Source organism: Serratia sp. FS14, from assembly GCF_000695995.1.
GTDB lineage: Bacteria > Pseudomonadota > Gammaproteobacteria > Enterobacterales > Enterobacteriaceae > Serratia > Serratia nematodiphila.
The window spans coordinates 3,726,260-3,746,900 of record NZ_CP005927.1 but is presented as its reverse complement, the minus strand read 5'-3'; the positions used below and the strand labels follow the sequence as shown (position 1 = coordinate 3,746,900).

Here is a 20,641-nt window from a genome sequence, read left to right as displayed (position 1 = left end):
CCTCAGGCATGGCGCAGGAACGCCACCAGCCGCTGCGCCGGCAGCGGCAACTGCGCCGGGTCACGCACCGCGATCGACAGGCGCCGGGTCGCCCAATCGTCCGTCAGCGGCAGTGCGCTGTGCCGAATTTCCGGCTGGCGTTGTGCGCTCTCTTCCGGCACCACCGCCAGCCCGGCGCCGCGCAGCACCATGCGGCAGATGGCGTCGAAATGAGCGGCACGCGCCCGCAGCCGCATCGGGCCGCCGCTGCGTATCGCCAATTGCTCAAGATGCTGTTGCAGCGCGCTCTCTTCCGGCAGGCCGATGAAATCAAAAGGCAGGGCGTCCGCAAAGCTGACCTGCCGGCGGCCGCTGAGCGCATGCCCCGGCGGCAGCGCCAGCACCAGACGATCCTGGCGAAAAGGGTAACTTGTCAGCCCGCGCAGATCGGCGTGATCCGCGACGATGCCGATATCCGCCGCTCGTTCGGCGATTGCCTGCGCGATGGCCGGGCTGGGCAGCTCTTCCAGCGCGATATCGGTGTGCGGGTGCAGCATCAGAAAATCCGCCAACAGCTCCGGCAAAAAGGCGTCGGCGGCGACGGTATTGGCGACGATGCGCAGCTGGCTGCGCTGGCCCGGCGCGAACTCGGCCATATCACCGCGCAGCCGGTCGCGCTGCTGCAATAGCACTCGCGCGTGATGCAACAGGCGCTCACCGGCGGGCGTCGCCTGGACGCCGCGCGGATTGCGCGTCAGCAGCGCTACGCCGGCCTGTTGCTCCAGCCCGCGCATGCGGGCGCTGGCGGCGGCCAGCGACAGCCCGACGCGCTCGGCGCCGGCGGTGATGCTGCCGGTCTCGAGCACCGCCGCCAACAGCCGCAGATCGATAAAGTCAAAATGCATGCGTTTTCCCTCTGTCTTTGCCGCAGGCAGGCTCTGTCATTGCCGCATTGTGCCGCGGCGCGGCGCTGGCCACAATCGAGCCGTTGATTCGCCATAAGGATAGACGCATGTCGCTGACGTTACTCGAAATTGTCGCCCTGACGGGCATTTTTACGCTGGCCGGCACGGTCAAAGGGGCGATCGGTCTGGGGTTGCCGACGGTGTCGATGGGGTTGCTCAGCCTGATGATGCCGCCGGGACAGGCCGCCGCGCTGCTGCTGTTGCCCTCGCTGATCACCAACCTGTGGCAACTGCTGTGCGGGCCGACGCTGTGGGTGCTGTGGCGGCGGCTCTGGCCGATGATGCTGTGCGTCACGCTGGGCACATTGTTGAGCGCGGGGGCGCTCACTGCCGGCGACGGCCGCCTGGCGCCGCTGGCGCTGGGCATGTGTCTGATCGGCTATGCGCTGCTGGGATTCACCCGTTTTGATTGGCGCATTTCCGCCGTGGCAGAGCCTTGGCTGGGGCCGCTGTGCGGCCTGGTGACCGGTACGCTGACCGGCGCCACCGGGGTATTCGTCATTCCGGCGGTGCCTTACCTGAATGCGTTGGGCCTGGCGCGCGATGAGCTGGTGCAGGCGCTGGGGCTGTCGTTCAGCGTCTCGACGCTGGCGCTGGCCGCCGGTTTAGCCTGGCACCAGGCGCTGCCCGCCACGCTGCTCGGCGGTTCGCTGTTGGCGCTGTTACCGGCGTTGGGCGGCATGTGGCTGGGGGAGAGGGTGCGTCGTCATTGTCGCCCGCAGCTGTTCCGCCGCCTCTTCTTTATTGGGTTATTAATCTTGGGCGTTGAGATTATTTGGCGATTCAATTAATTGAATCGATAGCATCTGCGTGTAATTAGGTTCGGTATATTATTCTTGTTTTTATTCTAATATGATTGTTTTCAATGTTTAAAATAGACTTTCTTATTGGATTTTTTATGAAATACAGAGTGGTTATGTATTGTTATTAGTGTGTTTTACTTTTTCAACTATAACCCTTTTAAAATGGGATAACCCCAGTGAATGCATAGGGGAACCTTGATGAAGGAAATTTTAAGCAGCCAATTCGATGCGGTGTCGGGGGGATGGCAGGATCGAGATAGGAGTGGAAAAAGAGCGTCTGATAACGGAGATGGGGTATATGATGAATAGATATGTTGTTTTTATAAAGAGTGATGAATCAAAAGTGCTAAGAAAGGAAGTGGTTACACGAGAAATAATTAAAGACATGAAGCAGAAGGGGTTCAGAAAGCATCATATCGAAGTAGAGGCTGATAACGAAAGCGATGCCATTAAAAAATTAAATAAGAACAGCAATGATTATTTGGATTCATTGAGAAATTTTTCAGGTGATTTATTGTTCTGTTCTATTTTTGTTATTGTTATGACGATAGTCTATTTTACCACGATGAAAATGAGTTAGAAGTAGATACTGTAGGATTTAAAAATAAAAAGGCTTGTCGAACTGGATCTCTCTGATTTTTCTCTGGATATGATACTGCCATTGGGTGAAATATACGTTCATAAAAATTTATTGGCGCCAAGATCACTCAGAAGATTTAAAGGTGTTTATTCTAATGGTTTCATATCCTCTCACCAAAATTAACTGACCTTCTGCTTATTTTATTGTCAATACAGTAGCCTGTGAATTTGAATGTTAGCTATCACTAAGGGACGCTGCTCATGTTTCGCCAGGAAGCGATCGAGAATCAGAAAATGAAATGGCGTGGCAGGGCGCTCCTGCTACCCGGTATTCCCGTTTGGGGCACGGCAGGGCTCTGCCTGTTTTTCTTCATCGCCTTTCTCACCTTCGCGATCGCCGGTACCTATACCCGGCGGGTCAACGTGACCGGTGAGATCAGCACCTATCCCCGCGCCGCGAACGTTTACTCCACGGTTCAAGGGGTAGTGGTCAAACAATTTGTCACCGAAGGGCAGGTGATTGCCGCCGGTGCCCCCATTTACCAGATTGACGTCAGTAAAAGCACCCGCAGCGGAGTGGTCAGCGATAACCAGCAGCGGGATATCGATGACCAGCTGGCACGCATTGCGCAAATCATCAACCGACTGGAAAGCAGCAAGCAGGCCACGCTTACCATGCTGGAGAAACAGAAGGCGCAATACACCGCTGCGTTCACCCGCTCCACCGATATCCTCAAACGCGCCCAGGAAGGGATACGCATCATGAAGGAAAACATGGAGAACTACCGGCACTATCAGACCCAGGGGCTGATCAATAAGGATCAGCTCACCAATCAGGTGGCGCTGTATTACCAGCAGCAGAACAACCTGCTGGGCCTGTCCGGCCAGAACGAACAGAATGCGTTGCAGATCACCGCGCTGGAAAGCCAGATCCATACCCAGGCTGCCGAATTCGACAACCAGATCTACCAGATGGAGCTGCAGCGCTACGAGCTGCAAAAGGAGCGGCAAAACATCGATGCCACTGGCGATATTATCGTTCGCGCGCTGGCCGGCGGCCGCATCGATTCGCTGAGCGTCACGGTTGGCCAGATGGTCAACATTGGCGACAGTCTGCTGCAGATTATTCCGCAAAACATCGATCGCTATGCCCTGGTACTGTGGGTGCCCAACGACGCCATCCCCTACATTGCCGCCGGCGATAAGGTCAATGTGCGCTATGACGCCTTTCCGGCGGAGAAGTTCGGCCAGTTCGCCGGCACAGTGTCCGTCATCTCCAAAGCCCCGGCCTCACCGCAGGAAATGCTGACCTACCAGGGGGCGCCCAAAGCGGCGCTGACCGCCGCCGTGCCGTACTACAAAGTGATCGTCATGCCGGAGAAACAGGCCATTGCCTATGACGGTAAACGTCTGAGCCTGGAAAACGGCATGAAAGCGCAAAGCACCCTGTTTCTGGAAAAAAGGAAGATTTATCAATGGATGCTGTCGCCGTTCTACGACATGAAACACAGCGCGACGGGGCCGGTCAATGAGTAAGACCACATTCAAACAACGGGTCAGCCAGCTGGATCTGCGGCTGCGCCACCGGGTTCCGATGGTACACCAGACCGAGTCGTCAGAATGCGGGCTGGCCTGTCTGGCGATGATTTGCGGCTACTACGGCAAAAACATCGACCTGATTGCGCTGCGCCGGCAGTTCAATCTGTCGGCCCGCGGTGCAACGCTGGTTGGGCTGACCGGTATCGCCGAACAGCTGGGGTTGAGCACTCGCCCCTTGTCACTGGAGCTGGACGAACTTGGCGCGCTAAAACTGCCCTGCATTCTGCACTGGGAATTCAACCATTTTGTGGTGCTGGTCAGCGTCAAAGGCCGCCGCGCAGTGCTGCACGATCCGGCGCGCGGGCGGCGGGCGGTCAGCCTGGCGGAGCTGTCGCACAGTTTCACCGGCGTAGCGCTTGAGGCCTGGCCCGGCAGCACCTTTACCGCCGACAGCGTTCGCCACCGCATTCACCTGCGCACGCTGATTGGCAGCGTGCATGGCCTCAAGGGGGCGCTCGGCAAAATCTTTTGCCTGTCTCTGGTATTCGAAACCATCAACCTGGTGATGCCCATCGGCACGCAGCTGGTGATGGATCACGCTATTCCTGCCGGAGATCGCGGGTTACTGTCGCTCATCTGCGCCGGATTGATGCTGTTTATCTTGTTGCGGGCTGCCATCGGCATGGTGCGGGCATGGTCCGGACTGGTTATGTCGACGCTTATCAACGTTCAGTGGCAATCCGGTCTGTTTACTCACCTGCTGCGACTGCCGCTCGGTTACTTTGAACGGCGTAAGCTGGGTGACATTCAGTCACGCTTCGGTTCACTGGATACGCTGCGCAGCACTTTCACCACCAGTATCGTCGGCGCCATCATGGACGGCATCATGGTGATCGGTGTGTTGGTGATGATGGTGCTGTATGGCGGCTGGCTGACCTGGGTAGTGCTCAGTTTCACTGCGCTTTATGTGTTGATGCGGCTGCTGACCTATGGATATTACCGTCAGCTGTCCGAGGAGGCGCTGGTGAGAGAGGCGCGGGCCGGCTCGTATTTTATGGAAACGCTATACGGTATCGCTACCGTCAAGATGCAGGGTATGGCAGAACGCCGCATCGCCCACTGGCTAAACCTTGAAATTGACACTATCAACACGGGTATCCGCGTCACCCGAATGGACATGCTGTTTGGCGGGATCAACACCTTCATAGCGGCGTGCGACCAGATCGTCATTCTGTGGTTGGGAACCAGCCTGGTGATCGATAACCAGATGACCCTCGGCATGTTCGTGGCGTTCGGCGCCTTTCGGGGCCAGTTCTCCGACCGCATCGGGTCGCTGACGGAATTTTTGCTGCAGTTGCGCATGATGAGCCTGCATAACGAGCGCATTGCCGATATCGCCCTGCATCCGCGGGAGGCGCGTAAACCCGATCACCCTTACACGGCGGGGCTGCAACCTTTGGGATTGACGACCCATGCCCTGAGCTATCGTTACGACAGCCAGTCACCGGCTATCTTTGATGGCCTGGACATCAGCGTTGCGCCGGGCGAAAGCGTGGCCATTGTGGGTCCGTCCGGGGCAGGGAAGACCACGCTGATGAAGGTGCTGTGCGGGCTGTTTCCCCCAGATTCAGGGCGGGTTGAGGTGAACGGCGTCGATATCCGGCAGCTCGGCATCAACAACTACCACAAAATGATTGCCTGCGTGATGCAGGACGACAAACTGTTCTCCGGCTCGATCCGGGAAAATATCTGCGGGTTCGCGGACGAGATGGATGATGCCTGGATGAAAGTCTGTGCCCGTGCCAGCTATCTGCATGAGGTGATCATGCGCATGCCGATGGGGTATGAAACCCCGATCGGCGAGTTGGGGGAAGGATTGTCCGGCGGGCAGAAACAACGCCTGTTTATTGCCCGGGCTATTTATAAGAAACCGGCTATTTTGTTCCTGGATGAGGCCACCAGTGCGCTGGATAAGGAGAGCGAAGCTGCCGTGAATCAGGCAATTAAGAGACTCAATATCACTAAGCTGATCATTGCCCACCGTGAAACGACCATTGCGTCGGCAGATCGGGTTATACATTTGGGATAAGGGGGGATATCACCCGCGGCACCGGCCATTTTCACTGTTCCCCCCTAAAAACCCACTAAATGGCGATGGGGCAAGGCTATTTTTGCTGCTCGCTTCGGCTTTCAATTTACGGCGAGGCGCATTGCGCGATATTCTGGTTTTCTGATGGGCTGACGGCGGATGAGGGAACCATGACAGACAGCCAGGCGTTTGAACAACAAAGCCTCGACAATCTGCTGAGCTATTGGCGGCGCCATCGCCGCCTGCCGGGCGCGCGCTATCCGGCCGGCCCGACCGACACCCTGTGCGACGTGCCGGGCGTCAGCGTCGGGCATCACACGCTGGCCGACGGCGAATGCCAGACCGGCGTTACCGCCATCGTGCCGCCGGGCGATCTGTTTAACCAGCCGCTGCCGTGCGGCAGCGCGGTGCTCAACGGCTTCGCCAAGCCTCTGGGGCTGGTGCAGCTGAACGAGCTGGGGGTGCTGCAAACGCCTATTCTGCTGAGCAACACCTTCGCCGTCGGCACGCTGTTCAACGCCATGGTGCGGCGCAGCTGTCTGCGTTACCCGCAGATCGGCCGCGGCAGCGCCACCATCAACCCGCTGGTGCTGGAGTGCAACGACGGCTACCTCAACGATATTCAGGCGATGGCGGTGCGTGAGGAGCACGTCTTCAGCGCGCTGGATAACCATTCCACCCGCTTTGCGCGCGGCAGCGTCGGCGCCGGGCGCGGCATGAGCAGCTTCGGCTTGAAAGGGGGCATCGGCACCGCCTCGCGCTATTGCCCAGGGCTTGGCACCACGCTCGGCGTGCTGGTGTTGGCCAACTTCGGCACCCTCGACTCGCTGACGCTGAGCGGCGTGCGCGTTGGCCAGGCGCTGGGCAAACTGTTGGCGGATCCGCCGCCGCAGGTGGACGCCGGTTCGGTCATTATCATCATCGCCTGCGATCGGGCGCTGGACAGCCGCCAGCTGAACCGCATCGCCCGCCGCGCGGGCGCCGGTTTGGGGCGGGTGGGCAGCCATTGGGGGCACGGCTCCGGCGATATCGCGCTGGCGTTTTCCACCCGGTTGCTGGGGGCGACGTTGCCGGACGAGCGGCTGGAGCCGCTGTTTGCGGCCGCCGCGGACGCCACCGAATACGCGGTGTTGGATGCCTTGCTGAGCGCGGAAGGCGTCAGCGGTTTCCAGCAGCACGATCGTATGGCGTTGGGCCCGCTGCTCGATCGGCTGGCGGCAAATTAAATAACGGGAGTGTGATGTGAAAGTCTTTATCTCTGCGGATATTGAGGGTATTGCCGGCGTGATGCGGCCGGAGCAGTGCAACCCGGCTCATGCTGACTATGCAGCGGCGCGCGAGCTGATGGAGCAGGAGGTCAACGCCGCCATCGACGGCGCTTTTGCCGGCGGCGCCACCGAGGTGACGGTGGCCGACAGCCACGCCATGATGCAGAACCTGCGCGCCGATCGCATCGATGCGCGGGCGCGCCTGGTGCAGGGCAAACCGCGCGGGCTATCGATGGTGGAAGGGCTGCAGCATCAACGTTACGACGGCCTGATGTGTATCGGTTATCACAGCGCCGCCGGCGAACGCGGCGTGCTGGCGCATACCATCAATGGCCGGGCCTTTTACCGCGTCAGCCTGAACGGCGAGGTGGTAGGCGAAAGCGATCTGTATGCGGCGGCGGCGGCCGAGTTGAACGTCCCGCTGTGGCTGGTGAGCGGTGACGACGAGCTGCAACGCTGGATCGCTGAACGTTATCCGCAATCTGGCTATGTTTGCGTGAAACGCGCCATCTCGCAAACCGCCGCCGAATCGCTCAGCCCTCAGCGGGCGCGGGCGGAGATCCGCGAGCGGGCGATGCAGCAGGTGCGCCAGGGCGCCAGACTGCCGGTGGAGCGCCGCTTCATGCCACCTTACCGGTTGACGCTGATGGCGGCCAAACCGGTGCTGGCGGATCTGTTCAGCCTGGTGCCCGGCGTGCAGCGCCAGGACGCGCTCACCGTGGCCTTCGACAGCGACAACATGGCGGCGCAAATCCGCCTGCTCAGCGTCTTCTCCTCTCTGGCGACGACGCAGAGCTGACTCCCGGTGCGGGTTCCCGCCCGCACCGCACGATTCTCCAACAGAAAATCCCTTATCAAGATTAGGCCTGCTGAATAATAGGCTACGCTAATTATTGCTCTGTTGCGCTATGTCACCTGACCGGCGCGGCAAGCCATTCCCATAACAAGAGTTGTTTCGCCGAAGGCAGTGACGCCTTCGGTTTTTTTGGAGTCATGAGCAATGAGCATATCCCAAGTTCCGCTTTCGCGGCGGCGGTTTATCGTCGGCGCCGGGGCGTTGGTGATCGGCGCCTATCTGCCGTCCACCGGCGCGCTGGCGCGCTCGAACGCCCCGGCCGCCTCCGGCACGGCGGCGTTAGACGCCAACGCCTTCGTTCAGATCGGCGCCGACGGCGTCGTCACCGTCATCAGTAAACACACCGAAGTGGGCCAGGGGGTCTATACCGGCATGGCGACGCTGGTCGCCGAAGAGCTTGATGCCGACTGGGCGCAGGTGCGGGTCGTGGCCGCGCCGGTGGATACCGCCGTCTACAAAAACCTGGCCTTCGGATTCCAGGGGACCGGCGGTTCCAGCTCGGTGGCCAATGCCTATGAGCAAATGCGGCGCATGGGCGCCATGGCGCGCGCGCTGCTGGTGCAGGCCGCCGCGCAGAGCTGGAAAACCTTGGCGCAGGAAATCACCGTGCAGGCGGGCAAGATCCGCCATGCCGCCAGCGGGCGAGAAGCGGGCTTCGGCGAATTCGCCGCGCTGGCCGCCACGTTGCCGCCGCCCGATCCCGCCAGCCTGACGCTGAAGGACCCGGCCAATTTCATCCTGATCGGCAAAACGCGCGGTTTGCACCGCGTCGATTCGCTGGCGAAAACCAACGGCAGCGCGCAGTTCTCGCAGGATATCCACGAGCCGGACATGCTGACCGTCACCATCAAGAAACCGCCGCGTTTCGGCGGCAAAGTGGCGACCTTCGACGCCGAGCGGGCGCTGGCGGTGCCGGGCGTGGTGGCGGTGAAACAGGTTGCCACCGGCGTGGCGGTTTACGCCAAAAACACCTGGGCGGCGATCCAGGGGCGGGAACGGCTGAGGGTCACCTGGGACGATGCGCAGGCCGAACGGCGCAACACCGAGGAGATCTACGCCGAGTTCCGCCAGGTGGCGCAGAAAACCGGCGTGGTGGCGAAGAGCCACGGCAAGCCGGACGAGGTGTTCGATAAGGCCGACAAGGTGATCGAGGCTGAATACACCTTCCCGTACGTCGCCCACGCGCCGATGGAGCCGCTGGACGGCTATCTGTTCTGGGACGGCGAGAGCGTTAAGGCGCGCTACGGCTGCCAAATCCAGACGCTTGACCATAAGCAGCTGTGCGATCTGTTCGAGCTGCCGCCGGAGAAGGTGCAGATTGAAACCATTCTGGCGGGCGGCAGCTTCGGCCGGCGCATCGATTTAGGCAACCCGACGCTGGGGCCGGATCTGGCGGCCGACATGGCGGCGGCGGCCAAGGGCATCGGCCCCGGTCACGGCGTGAAGGTGGTATGGACGCGCGAGGACGACATCCGCAACGGCTGGTATCGCCCGATGATCCTGCACCGCCTGCGCGGCGCCATTCGCGGCGGCAAGGTGGTGGGCTGGACCGATACCGTGGTCGGCCACTCCTGGACGCGCCACAGCGCGATGGATGCGCTGGTGGTCAACGGGCTCGATCAAATGATGGTCGAGGGCGCCAGCGAGGTGTCATACACCTTCGAAGCCTTCCGCTGCGATGCGCACATCGTGCCCGGCAAGGTGCCGACCACCTCGCTGCGGTCGGTCGCCAGCACCCACACCGGCCACGCGGTGGAGAGCTTTATCGATCAGCTGTTGCAGGAAACCGGGCAGGATCCGGTTGAAGGGCGGCTGGCGCTGATGGGCGATGCGCCGCGCGCGGCGGGCGTGCTGCGGGCGGTGGCCAAAGCCGCCGGCTGGCAGGGCGCCAAGGTGGTGGACGGGCGCGCGCGCGGCGTGGGCGTCGCTAAGGCGTTCGATACCTATGTGGCGCAGGTGGCCGAGGTGTCGATCGGCGAGGGCGGCATCCCGAAAGTGCATAAAGTGTGGTGTGCGGTGGATTGCGGCGTGGCGGTGAACCCCGACGTGATCCACGCGCAGATCGAGGGCGGCATTGGTTACGGCCTCAGCATGGCGCTATACGGCAATATCACGCTGAAAGACGGCGTGGTCGAACAGTCCAATTTCAATAACTTCCGCCCGCTGCGTATCGATGAGATGCCGGAGATCGAGGTGATCATCGTGCCCTCGACCGAGAAACCGACCGGCGTGGGCGAGCTGGGGGTGCCGACCATCGCCCCGGCGGTCGGCAACGCGCTGGCGCTGCTCGGGCGGCCGCGCACTTCGCTGAGCCTGCCGCTGCATAATCCCACTGCGAATCCGGCGTCTGACAAGGAGAGAACCTGATGATTCATTTAACCGTAAACGATCAGCCGCTGACCTTTGAGGGCGATCCGCACATGCCGCTGCTGTGGTTTTTGCGTGACGAAGCCGGCCTGACCGGCACCAAGTTCGGCTGCGGCATCGCCATGTGCGGCGCCTGTACCGTGCATCTGGACGGCGTGCCGGTGCGTTCGTGCATGACGCCGGTCTCCGCCGCCGTCGGCAAGAAAATCACCACCATCGAAGCCGTGGGCGCCACGCCGGAAGGCAAGACGGTGCAGGAAGCCTGGCTTGATCTGGACGTGGTGCAGTGCGGTTACTGCCAGTCCGGCCAGATCATGAGCGCCAGCGCGCTGTTGGCGCAAAGCAAGGATCCGAGCGATGCGGACATTGACGCGGCGATGGGCGGCAACGTCTGCCGCTGCGCCACCTATGTGCGCATTCGCGCCGCCATCCACCAGGCCGCCAAGGCGTTGGGTTAGGGAGAGATGCGATGAGCAATGCCTTGAAAGGGCTGTTATGGCTGATTATCGCCGTGGTGGTGTTGGCGGGAGGGTACGCGCTGTATACCCTGCTGCGGCCCACAGGCGCGGAACCCGCGGCGCCGGCCGGCATGACCGACAAACTGGCGCGCGGCGAGTACCTGGCGCGCGCCGCCGACTGCGTGGCGTGCCATACCGCGCCGGGCGGCGCGCCTTATGCGGGTGGCTTCGCTTTCAAATTGCCGTTCGGCACCATTTACGGCACCAATATTACCGCCGACAAGGAGACCGGCATCGGCAACTGGAGCGACGATCAGTTTGTGCGCGCGGTGCGTGAGGGCATCGGCCCGCAGGGCAACCTGTATCCGGCGATGCCTTATACCTCGTACACCGGGCTGAGCCGCGACGACGTGCTGGCGATCAAGGATTATCTGTTCAGCCTGCCGCCGGTGAAACAGGCCAACCCGCAAAACGAGCTGTCGTTCCCGTTCAACCAGCGCTGGGGTATGAAATTCTGGAACCTGGCGTTCTTCCAGGAGCAGCGCTTCGCGCCGGATCTCAACAAGGATGAACAGTGGAATCGCGGCGCCTATCTGGCGACGGCGCTGGGCCACTGCGGCGAGTGCCATACGCCGCGCAATCTGGGGTTTGGTCTTAACCAGAGCAAGCACCTGAGCGGTGAAGTGGTGCAGGGCTGGTTCGCCGCCAACATCACGCCGGACAAACAGACCGGCATCGGCGGCTGGAGCGACCAGCAGCTGTCGCAATATCTGGCTACCGGCCATGCGCCAGGGCGCAGCAGCGCCGCCGGCCCGATGGCGGAGGCGGTGGAAAACAGCCTGCAGTTCCTGACGCCGGAAGATAATCTGGCGCTGGTGAAATACCTGCGCGACATCGAGCCTATCGCCGGCGACGGCGCGGCGGCGGTGAACCTGCAGCCGAAGGGCGCGGGGGCTTCCACGCCGATCCTGCCGGGCGGGCAAGACAGTTCGCTTGGGCGCCGGGTGTTCGCCAACGACTGCAGTGGTTGCCACCAGTGGAACGGGCCGGGCCGCCAAAGCGAGTACGCATCGCTGGTCGGCAGCACGGCGGTGAACGATCCGCAGGGGCGCAGCGTGGTGCAGGCCATTCTGAAGGGGACGAGCATCAGCGTCGGCGAGCGGCATGAGATGATGCCGGCGTTCGGCAGCGCCTATTCCGACGAGGAAGTGGCGGCGGTCGCCAACTTTGTGGTCGGCCATTTCGGCGACAAGCAGGGCAAAGTCGCCGCCAAACAGGTGGCGGAGCAGCGTAAGCAGTAAAGAAAAGCGGCGAGGGAGCGCCTCCCTCGCCGTGGCGTCAGCGGCTGCGCCGCGACATCACCCGTTTGTCTTTCGGCCGATCCTGCCAGTCCTCAACCTGATTGTTGAAGTTATCCGCCAGCAGGTAGGCCGGGGTTTTCGCCAGCCAGTCGGACAACGAAATATCCTGATAAATGCCGTTGTCCATCACGATCAAGACCTTCAAATCCTCATCGCCGATGTTCTCGATGTAATGGCCGAAGCCCTGCGGCACGTAACCGACGTCTGAAGGGGCGTACTCTTCCGTCTGCGCGTGGCCGTGCGAGCTGAACACCGTCATTCGGCCTTTGCCGGAAATATAGTATTGCCATTCGTTGGCATTGGGGTGCCAGTGCAATTCCCTGATCGCGCCAGGTTTCACGATCTCGATGATGCCGGTCATGGTGGTGGAGATGGGGAACTCTTTCGACGACACCAAATGGACGCTGCCCGCGTCATTTTCAAAGAACGGTTTTTGCTTCATTAATTCATAACGGTGGGTCAGCGGGGCGTTATTTAATCCGCCGTCGTTTTTCGGCAATGGCAAGGCGGGCGGAACGGCGCCGCCGACAATATAAGCTTCACCCTGTTTGGCCTTGGAAAATACCGCCGCCGGCATGTTGACGCTTTTTTCCAATACCTCTTTCGGCATATGCGCCACCCAATCGGTGATGCTGAAGGTGCCGAATTCGGAGAAATGGCCGTTATCGAACGCCAAAATAAAATGCGCGCCGTCCGCCAACGCCTGAATGGAATGGCCGTAGCCTTTTGGGAAATACCAGACGTCGCCTGGCCCGAAATCCGCCACTTCGCATTTGCCTTCGGGATCGAGGATGGTGATGCGCGCATGGCCCTCCAGCATAAACGCCCATTCGGCGGCGATAGCATGCCAGTGCAGTTCGCGCACGCCGCCCGGCTCCAGCGTCATGTCGACGCCGGCCACGCCCTCGGAGATCGGGAATTGCTCGACGGTGGCTTCGCGCGCCCAGCCGCTGGGCAGGCTGCGCTTTTTGCTGTCGGTGAATTTGTATTTATAGAGATGCTGCGCATCGGCAGGCGGCTGATAGCTGCTGGGGGGCACGATATTGCGATGGTCGTCAGCAGCGGCATTTTTGGCGATGCCGCCAATCATGCCGGCGGCGGCCGCGCTGACGGCGGAGACTTTTAATATATCACGACGCGATAGCATAGCATTTTCTCCAATATAAAGCCGTGCGCCTGCAGAAGCAGGCGACAGGGAAGGCGCGATCGCCATTGAAATGATTTTTGTCATCGGCGGAAATAGGCTGTGACCCTTAAATCCTAGCGGCTGGAAGGTATTGCGTAGGCGCTTATTTGTTTGCGTTTGTTACTAAGTGAGAGCGGGTTTAATTAACCGGAAGTTGAATAGTCATTGGGTGGAATTAATTTTAGTCGCCGGCTAATTTAAATAAATAATAAACGAACGTCATTTTTTATTGGCCGTTCGGGCTATTTTTATGACTGCCCCACGGTCTCCAGCACCAGTTGCCGAAAGCGCTCGACGATCGGCGAGGCCGGACTGCGCCGTAGCGCCAGGTAAAGCGGGGCGCTGAGCTGCGCTTCTTCGGCGAGAGTGCGGTAGACGATGCCGTCGCCGCCCAGCCGCCGCATGGAACCGGGCACGATGGATACCCCCAATCCGGCACCGACCAGGCTGAGGGTGGCCGGCAGGCGCGGCGCTTCCTGCACGATGCGCGGGCTGAAGCCGGCACGGTGGCAGGCGGCCAGAATGGCGTCGTACAGCCCCTGGCCGGCCGGGCGGCGATAGAGAATAAACGCCTCGTGGGCCAGTTCGGCCAACGGCAGCGGCTGCTGCGTCTCATGCGCCAGCCGATGGCCCAGCGGCAGAGCGACGATCATTGGTTCGCTGAGCACCGGCTCGACGCTCAGGCCGGGAATGCCGTTGGCCGGCGAGCGCACGAAGGCGGCGTCGAGGCGCTGTTCCAGCAACGCCTCCATCAGTTCGCCGCTGCCGGCCTCTTCCAACTGAGTCGTGATGCCCGGCAGGATGTCGCGGTAGCGGCGCAGCAGGTTGGGCACGAACGGGTGCAGCGCGGCGGAACTGGTGAAACCGATAGCTATGTGGCCCTGCTCGCCGCGGGCGGCGCGCTGCACCGCTTCGCGCAGGCGTTCGGCGCGCGCCAGCAGGGCGCGGGCTTCTTCGAACAGCACACCGCCCGCTTCGGTGACGCGCACGCCGCGCGGCAATCGCTGCAACAATTTCACGCCCAATTCGTCTTCCAACCCCTGCAACAGGCGGGTCAGCGGCGGCTGCTGGATAAAAAGCCGCTCGGCGGCGCGGGTGATGTTGCCTTCTTCCACCACGGTGACGAACGCCCGCAGGCGACGCAGTTCAATCATAGCCATACCTCAAAGGTATCTTTCGTTGTTCCGGAATGCATTAGACATCATGGCACGGCGGCGCGCATGATACCAGACATCAAAACAAGCGATGTGGAACGGCAATGTCATGTCAGATATCAATACGATAAAACCGCACCCGGCGGCAGCGCCGGGCAACGCGGCGCTGTTTTTGGGCTTTCTGTGGCTGGGGTTGATCGGCTTCGGCGGCGTGCTGCCGATGGCGCGCAGCATGTTGGTGGAGCGGCGGCGCTGGCTGAGCGGCGAACAGTTCACCGAGCTGCTCGGGCTGTGTCAGTTTCTGCCCGGCGGCAACGTGATCAACCTGTCGGTGGCGGTGGGCATGGAGTTTCGCGGGCTGCGCGGCGCGCTGTGCGCCTTGTTGGGCCTCATCAGCGCGCCGACGGCGATTGTGGTGGGGCTGGGCGTGGTGTACGCCCGCTTCCAAAACGATCCTCATGTGCAGCATGTGTTCGCCGGTCTGGCCGCCGCCGCCGCCGGGTTGCTGCTCTCGACCGGGATTAAGATGCTGCTGCCGCTGCGCGGCAAGTGGGCGGCGCTGGCGATTGTGGCGCTGGCGCTGATCGCCATTGCCTGGCTGCGCCTGCCGCTGCTGCCGACCATGCTGGTGCTGGCGCCGCTGAGCATTCTGCTGATGTGGCGGTGGCCGTCATGAGCGGGGTGTTGATGGCGTTGGCGCTGATCTTTACCGAGCTCTCTCTGCTGGCGTTCGGCGGCGGCATGACCATTCTGCCGGAGATGCAGCGGCAGGTGGTGGAAGTGCATCAGTGGATGAGCGCCCAGGAGTTCAGCGCGCTGTTCGCCATGGCGCAGGCCGCGCCGGGGCCGAACATGATGATCGTGCCGCTGGTCGGTTGGCACGTCGCCGGTTGGGCGGGGCTGCTGGTGTCTTCGGTCGCCAAGTTCGGGCCGTCTTCCATCGTTACGCTATTGGTGATGGGGGCCTGGCGGCGCTTTAAGGATCGCCCGTGGCGCCGCATCGTGCAGGCCGGGCTGGTGCCGCTGACCGTGGGGCTGGTGGTGGCCAGCGGCCTTTTGATCGCCGAGGCTTCCGCGCCCAATTGGCGGCTGGCGGCGATCGTGGCGCTGGCGACGGGCTTGAGCATGAGCAAGCGCCTCCATCCGCTGTGGGTGCTGGCCGGTGGCGCGCTGCTTGGCTTGCTGTTCGCCTGAAGGATTAGCGCGGGATCAGCACAAAGCGCGAAGGGCCGTTGCGGTCGATCAGCTCATAGCGCTTCGGCGCGGTCAGGGCCAGAAACGCCACCATGCTCCCTTCGGCGTCGGTCAGCGTCATGCCGTCCGGCGTTGGCCGCCAGGCGACCGGCAGCGCGTGCAGCGCCAGCGGCTGCAGGCATTCGGCTGAGGCGCTGAAACGGAAGGCGTTGGTATTGGCTACCGCTTCGTCGCTCAGCTGCACCTCGCAGACGGTTTTACCGTCGCCGATGGCGGCGAGCTGCCAGTCGCCCTTCAGCGCGGCGGGTTCCAGCAACGGCAGTGAACTGCCCAGGGCACTGCTGCACAATACGCTCATAATGACTCCTGTCAGGCTGGCGCGGCGCAAGGCGCGCATAAGGAAATGGGTTGGCATCGGGTCACTCCTTTCGGCTGTCCGTTCACACCTTAGCACGTTCCCGGCAGGATGATGAGGCAAGGATTAGGTTTTTTAATCCTCGATAATTCTGATCTAACCGGCGATAACATGCCCAAAAAGACGAGTCATTAGCCCGCCGATACGCTTATCTTTCTCATTAATACTGCGCTAATACAAATCGTTATGATTATTTCCGCCTTAACGCCCGGCGCGGTGATGCGCGGCGGCGTGGGCTCGCGCCGTCGGGGTTAATTACTATACTGGTCAATCCTAAGCCTTGGCTTAGATTAGAACGACTGATGAATAGTCTTACAAAGCGAGTGGATTCCTACTGTGTAAAAGGAGAATGCAATGAGCAGTCGCCACAACGACATTTTGCAAGATGACGATGAGTTCACCAGCCTGGCCGCCACATCCCCCAACGATCACAACTATCAGTTTTACTATCACCAGCCCGGCAGCCCCTATGACGGATTGGGCTACGGCGCGCTGTTCACGCTGGACAACGCTAACCTGTACAGCAACCAGCGCGGCGGGGCGGCGATTAATAATTTGGGTAAAATCCGCGATAACTTCAGCTTCGATCGCGCCGCCGATCAATTGACGCGGCCGGGCCTGACGCACAACGGCGACCAGGTGTATCACCAGCCGGTCGCGCTGACCTATTCCTTCCTGACGCAGAGCGTGCTGAACCGCATCGGCCAGACCGGCGACGGCGACAAGGGGCTGCAGCCGTTGACCCAGGCGGCGCAGGCTCAGGCGCTGAAATCGATGCAGGCGTGGGCCGACGTGGCGAACGTAACCTTTACCGAGGCGGCGTCCACCGATATCAACCACCGCGCGGATATTACCTTCGCGTACTTCACCCAGCGCGCCGACGGCAGCACCGCCGCCGGCAGCGGCCCGAATGCCATCAACGCGTACGCCTATTACCCGCCGAGTTCCAAATCGGGCAGCGATAACGCCTTTGCAGGCACGGTGTGGTTCAACAAAAACTTCGCCACCCATAAGGCGCCGGTTAGCGGCGACTTCAGCAGCCAGACCTTTACCCACGAGCTGGGCCATGCCCTGGGGCTGGCGCACCCGGGATCTTATGACGCGTCGCTGGGTAACCCGAGCTACCAGAACGATGCCGCCTATTATCAGGATTCGTTGCAATACTCGATCATGAGCTATTTCAACGCCGGTTACACCGGCGCCGACACCAAAGGGGTGTACGGCTATGGCCCGATGGTGGATGACATCGCCGCGATCCAAAAATTGTACGGCGCCAACATGAGCACCCGCACCGGCGACACGGTGTACGGCTTCAACTCCAACACCGGGCGCGATTTCCTGACCGCCACGGCGGACAACGGCAAACCGGTCAACTTCGCGGTGTGGGACGCCGGCGGCAACGACACGCTGGACTTCTCCGGCTACAGCCAGCAGCAGATGATCAACCTGAACGACGGCGCGTTCTCCAGCGTCGGCGGAGGCACGCAGAACGTCGCCATCGCGCGCGGGGCGATCATCGAGAACGCCATCGGCGGCAGCGGGCGCGATCTGATCATCGGCAACGATCAGGACAACCTGCTGGCGGGCAACGCCGGTTCCGATATCCTGTACGGTGGGCTGGGGGCGGATCATCTGTGGGGCGGCAAAGACGCCAACAACTTCACCGACTATTTCGTCTATCTCAACGCCAAAGAGTCGACGGTGGCGGCGTTCGACGTGATTGAAGACTTCGAGCACGGCATCGACAAGATCGATCTCTCAGGCCTGCGCTTCAACAACAGCCTGAGCGAGCTGCGCTTTATCGACAGCGGCAGCGCCTTCAGCGGCCAGAAAGGCGAGATCCAACTCAACTTCGACGCCTTCAACGGCACTACCGATCTGTTGATGAACACCCAGAGCAACAGCTACGCCGCCGACTTCAAGATCCACGTGGTCGGGCAGGTGGAGCAGAGCGATATTCTGTTTGCCTGAGGGCGAGGAAGGAAAAGAGAAAAGGGCCGAACGGCCCTTTTTTTACGGCTGGGCCGCTGCGCTTTCCACCGTGAAGTCGCCGGTGGCCACCTCGCCGGCGCGGCGGTAGTGGGCCACGATCACGCCGCCGGGCGAGACCACCGATTGGGCCAGCGTGAAGGCCGCCGGCGCGGCGTTGTCATCGAACAGCCGCTTGCCTGCGCCGAGCAGCACCGGGTAGGTGAGCAGGCGCAGTTCGTCCACCAGATCGTTGGCCAGCAGCTGTTGCATCAGGGTGCTGCTGCCCTGCACCAGCAGCACCGGCCCCTGACCGCGCTTCAGCTCGCGCAGCCGGGCGATGATGTCCCGCCCCAGCCACTGGCTGTTCTGCCACGCCAGCGTCTCGCCGTGGTGGGTGGCGACGTATTTGACCGCCTGATTGAACGTGCGGGCGATATCGGCCGAAAACGGGTCGGCCTCGTCGGTGATCTGCGGCCAGTAACCGGCGAAGATATCGTAGGTGCGCCGCCCGAGCAGCAGATCGAATGGCGCTGAGAAAAGATCGCCCATCGTTTCCGCGACGGCGTCATCCCAGTAGGGGGCGGTCCAGCCGCCGAAGCGAAAGCCGCCGCTGCGGTCTTCGTCCTGCCCGCCCGGCGCCTGCATCACGCCGTCGAGGCTGATGAAGGCGCTGGCAATAATCTGTCGCATGGCTGTCTCCTGCAATTGAGTGCCAGCTGAAAGTTTAGCCGCCGTGCAGCGGCCGCGCCAACCGGCCGCTCAGGGTTGCAGCGCCTTGAGCAGCGCCTGATGGAAACGCTCCGGCTCCTCCATCTGCGGCGCATGGCCGAGCCCGGCGAACTCGATCAGCGTGGCGTGCGGGATCAGTTTCGCCGCCTGTTTGCCTAACACGTCATAATGCCCGATCGCGGCCTTGACCGCCGGCGGGGCGATATCGCTGCCGATGGCGGTGGTGTCGGCGGTGCCGATCATCAGCGTGGTGGGCGTTTGCAGATCCTTGAACTCGTAATACACCGGCTGGGTGAAGATCATGTCGTAGATCAGCGCCGAGTTCCACGCCACCAGGCGATGGCCCGGCCCGTTGTTCAGCCCGGCCAGCATGTCCACCCAGCGATCGTACTCCGGCTTCCAGCGGCCGCCGTAGTAAGTGTGCTGCTCATAATTGCGGATGCTCTCAGCGGAGGTGTTCAGCTCGCGCGCGAACCACTGATCGATGCTGCGCCACGGCACGCCTTTCGCCTTCCAGTCCTCAAGGCCGATCGGGTTGACCATCACCAGCCGTTCCACCGCCTGCGGGTACATCAGGCTGTAGCGCGTGGCCAGCATGCCGCCGGTGGAGTGGCCGATGACGATGGCCTTGCTGATTTTAAGATTCTGCAGCAGGCCGTGGGTATTTTGCGCCAGCTGCTGGAAGCTGTACTGGTAATGCGCCGGCTTGGTGGAGGAGCAAAAGCCGATTTGATCGGGCGCGATGACGCGGTAACCGGCCTTGCTCAGCTCCTTGATGGTGTCCTGCCAGGTGGCGGCGCAGAAGTTTTTACCGTGCAGCAACAGCGCGGTGCGGCCGTTGGCGGCGCCTTCCGGCGGCACGTCCATATAGCCCATTTTTAACGGCTGCCCCTGCGAGGTGAAGCTGAACTGTTGCAACGGGTAGGGGTAGTGAAAGCCCTGCAGCTCCGGGCCGAACGTCGGCGTTTCGGCGGCGCCGGCGGCGAACGCGGCCAGCGCGGCGCACAGCAGCGCGCTACGGGTGAATCTCAGCATCCTGATCTCCTGAAAAACGGACGAAAGCCGAGTATAGCCATAATCGGCGCGGCGGCGCGCCGGTGGATTCAGATAATTCTGTAATATGACGGTTTGACTCCCGGCCAGATTCCGGCACCGTTCTTTTGCACAGTGAACGCGGTCACGCCGCGCAACATTCGCCGTATCTGATGGTTTTATTTCAAGGCTAAGTTATGCGATGCTTAAGCATTATTTATGCAAAAGGATCCTCGCATGTCCGCTTTATCCCGCTGCGCTTTCAGCGAAGGCAGCGTCGCTTTGCCGGAAGGCTATGCCGATCGCACGGTCAACGTCCTGTTGGCCGGCGATGATGTTTCCCCCTCAGTCAATATTTCCCGCGATGCGCTGCAGCCGGCGGAGAACCTGGAAAGTTACGTCACCCGCCAGCTCGATGCGCTGGCGCAGGGGCTGAAAGGCTGGGCGTTCAAAAGCCGCGAACCGGCGACGTTGGGCGATGGGCTGGCCGCCGGTGAGTGGGTGCGCGCCAGCTACCTGCGCGACGGCAAACGCATCTGGCAGAACCAGGCGGTGTTCGCGCTGGCGGAGGGGCGGGTGCTGGTATTCACTCTGGCGATGGCGCGCAAGCTGACGCCGCAAGACGACGCGCTGCTGCAGCAGGTGCTGAGCAGCTACCGGGCGGCCTAACGATGAACTCTTTGCGTAAAAGGAACT

General features: G+C 61.5%; 19 protein-coding genes. 13 read left to right on the top strand and 6 right to left on the bottom strand.

Annotation, left to right across the window (positions count from 1 at the left end; genetic code table 11):
- Nucleotides 1-2: 2 nt before the first annotated feature.
- The gene (locus tag L085_RS16985; protein ID WP_004940783.1) at nucleotides 3-884 is read right to left on the bottom strand and encodes a LysR substrate-binding domain-containing protein; all 882 of its coding nucleotides are present in this window, start codon (nucleotides 882-884) and stop codon (nucleotides 3-5) included.
- Between the two features lie 107 nt (nucleotides 885-991).
- Between L085_RS16985 and L085_RS16980 the strand changes: the two genes are divergently transcribed.
- The 9 genes from L085_RS16980 to L085_RS16940 all read left to right on the top strand — a co-directional run bounded on the left by L085_RS16980 (nucleotide 992) and on the right by L085_RS16940 (nucleotide 12,204).
- The gene (locus L085_RS16980; RefSeq protein ID WP_044031298.1) at nucleotides 992-1,735 is read left to right on the top strand and encodes a sulfite exporter TauE/SafE family protein; all 744 of its coding nucleotides are present in this window, start codon (nucleotides 992-994) and stop codon (nucleotides 1,733-1,735) included.
- 313 nt (nucleotides 1,736-2,048) lie between these two features.
- The gene (locus tag L085_RS16975; protein ID WP_031299959.1) at nucleotides 2,049-2,327 is read left to right on the top strand and encodes a hypothetical protein; all 279 of its coding nucleotides are present in this window, start codon (nucleotides 2,049-2,051) and stop codon (nucleotides 2,325-2,327) included.
- 260 nt (nucleotides 2,328-2,587) lie between these two features.
- A complete protein-coding gene (locus tag L085_RS16970; protein WP_044031297.1) occupies nucleotides 2,588-3,862 on the top strand; it encodes an HlyD family secretion protein in 1,275 nt (424 codons plus the stop codon).
- On the top strand, nucleotides 3,855-5,954 hold the full coding sequence (locus L085_RS16965; protein WP_044031296.1) for a peptidase domain-containing ABC transporter: 2,100 nt from the start codon (nucleotides 3,855-3,857) through the stop codon (nucleotides 5,952-5,954). The genes L085_RS16970 and L085_RS16965 overlap by 8 nt, the downstream gene beginning before the upstream one ends.
- 170 nt (nucleotides 5,955-6,124) lie before the next feature.
- Nucleotides 6,125-7,180 carry a P1 family peptidase gene (locus L085_RS16960; RefSeq protein WP_021504539.1) on the top strand — a complete coding sequence of 352 codons (1,056 nt, stop codon included), beginning with the start codon at nucleotides 6,125-6,127 and terminating at the stop codon, nucleotides 7,178-7,180.
- A gap of 16 nt (nucleotides 7,181-7,196) precedes the next feature.
- Nucleotides 7,197-8,021 (top strand): M55 family metallopeptidase, encoded by an 825-nt coding sequence (locus L085_RS16955; protein WP_015377804.1) that lies wholly within the window; start codon nucleotides 7,197-7,199, stop codon nucleotides 8,019-8,021.
- A gap of 201 nt (nucleotides 8,022-8,222) precedes the next feature.
- A complete protein-coding gene (locus L085_RS16950; protein ID WP_044031295.1) occupies nucleotides 8,223-10,445 on the top strand; it encodes a molybdopterin cofactor-binding domain-containing protein in 2,223 nt (740 codons plus the stop codon).
- On the top strand, nucleotides 10,445-10,903 hold the full coding sequence (locus L085_RS16945; protein WP_044031294.1) for a (2Fe-2S)-binding protein: 459 nt from the start codon (nucleotides 10,445-10,447) through the stop codon (nucleotides 10,901-10,903). The genes L085_RS16950 and L085_RS16945 overlap by 1 nt, the downstream gene beginning before the upstream one ends.
- 11 nt (nucleotides 10,904-10,914) lie before the next feature.
- Nucleotides 10,915-12,204 (top strand): c-type cytochrome, encoded by a 1,290-nt coding sequence (locus tag L085_RS16940; RefSeq protein ID WP_044031293.1) that lies wholly within the window; start codon nucleotides 10,915-10,917, stop codon nucleotides 12,202-12,204.
- 37 nt (nucleotides 12,205-12,241) lie between these two features.
- On the opposite strand, the gene L085_RS16935 is transcribed toward L085_RS16940, so the two are convergent.
- Nucleotides 12,242-13,411: a cupin domain-containing protein gene (locus tag L085_RS16935; RefSeq protein WP_015377808.1), complete on the bottom strand. Its 1,170-nt coding sequence runs from the start codon at nucleotides 13,409-13,411 to the stop codon at nucleotides 12,242-12,244.
- Between the two features lie 287 nt (nucleotides 13,412-13,698).
- On the bottom strand, nucleotides 13,699-14,610 hold the full coding sequence (locus L085_RS16930; RefSeq protein WP_004940755.1) for a LysR family transcriptional regulator: 912 nt from the start codon (nucleotides 14,608-14,610) through the stop codon (nucleotides 13,699-13,701).
- A 103-nt stretch (nucleotides 14,611-14,713) separates the two neighbouring features.
- Here L085_RS16930 and L085_RS16925 point away from each other — a divergent pair, with 103 nt between their 5' ends.
- Nucleotides 14,714-15,280, top strand: coding sequence for a chromate transporter (locus tag L085_RS16925; RefSeq protein WP_015377810.1), 567 nt, complete (start codon nucleotides 14,714-14,716; stop codon nucleotides 15,278-15,280).
- Nucleotides 15,277-15,798, top strand: coding sequence for a chromate transporter (locus tag L085_RS16920; RefSeq protein WP_041922337.1), 522 nt, complete (start codon nucleotides 15,277-15,279; stop codon nucleotides 15,796-15,798). Before L085_RS16925 ends, L085_RS16920 begins: the two co-directional genes overlap by 4 nt.
- A 4-nt stretch (nucleotides 15,799-15,802) precedes the next feature.
- Here the strand turns inward: L085_RS16920 and L085_RS16915 are convergent, their stop codons facing one another.
- Nucleotides 15,803-16,156, bottom strand: a complete 354-nt coding sequence (locus tag L085_RS16915; protein ID WP_004940750.1) for an AprI/Inh family metalloprotease inhibitor — start codon at nucleotides 16,154-16,156, stop codon at nucleotides 15,803-15,805.
- Nucleotides 16,157-16,567: 411 nt separating this feature from the next.
- Between L085_RS16915 and L085_RS16910 the strand changes: the two genes are divergently transcribed.
- Nucleotides 16,568-18,184 (top strand): serralysin family metalloprotease, encoded by a 1,617-nt coding sequence (locus L085_RS16910; protein WP_004940748.1) that lies wholly within the window; start codon nucleotides 16,568-16,570, stop codon nucleotides 18,182-18,184.
- A 42-nt stretch (nucleotides 18,185-18,226) separates the two neighbouring features.
- On the opposite strand, the gene L085_RS16905 is transcribed toward L085_RS16910, so the two are convergent.
- Nucleotides 18,227-18,874: a dihydrofolate reductase family protein gene (locus tag L085_RS16905; RefSeq protein WP_044031292.1), complete on the bottom strand. Its 648-nt coding sequence runs from the start codon at nucleotides 18,872-18,874 to the stop codon at nucleotides 18,227-18,229.
- Between the two features lie 69 nt (nucleotides 18,875-18,943).
- Nucleotides 18,944-19,948 (bottom strand): alpha/beta hydrolase, encoded by a 1,005-nt coding sequence (locus tag L085_RS16900; RefSeq protein WP_044031291.1) that lies wholly within the window; start codon nucleotides 19,946-19,948, stop codon nucleotides 18,944-18,946.
- A gap of 234 nt (nucleotides 19,949-20,182) precedes the next feature.
- Here L085_RS16900 and L085_RS16895 point away from each other — a divergent pair, with 234 nt between their 5' ends.
- Nucleotides 20,183-20,614 (top strand): DUF1795 domain-containing protein, encoded by a 432-nt coding sequence (locus L085_RS16895; RefSeq protein WP_044031290.1) that lies wholly within the window; start codon nucleotides 20,183-20,185, stop codon nucleotides 20,612-20,614.
- Nucleotides 20,615-20,641 lie beyond the last annotated feature (27 nt).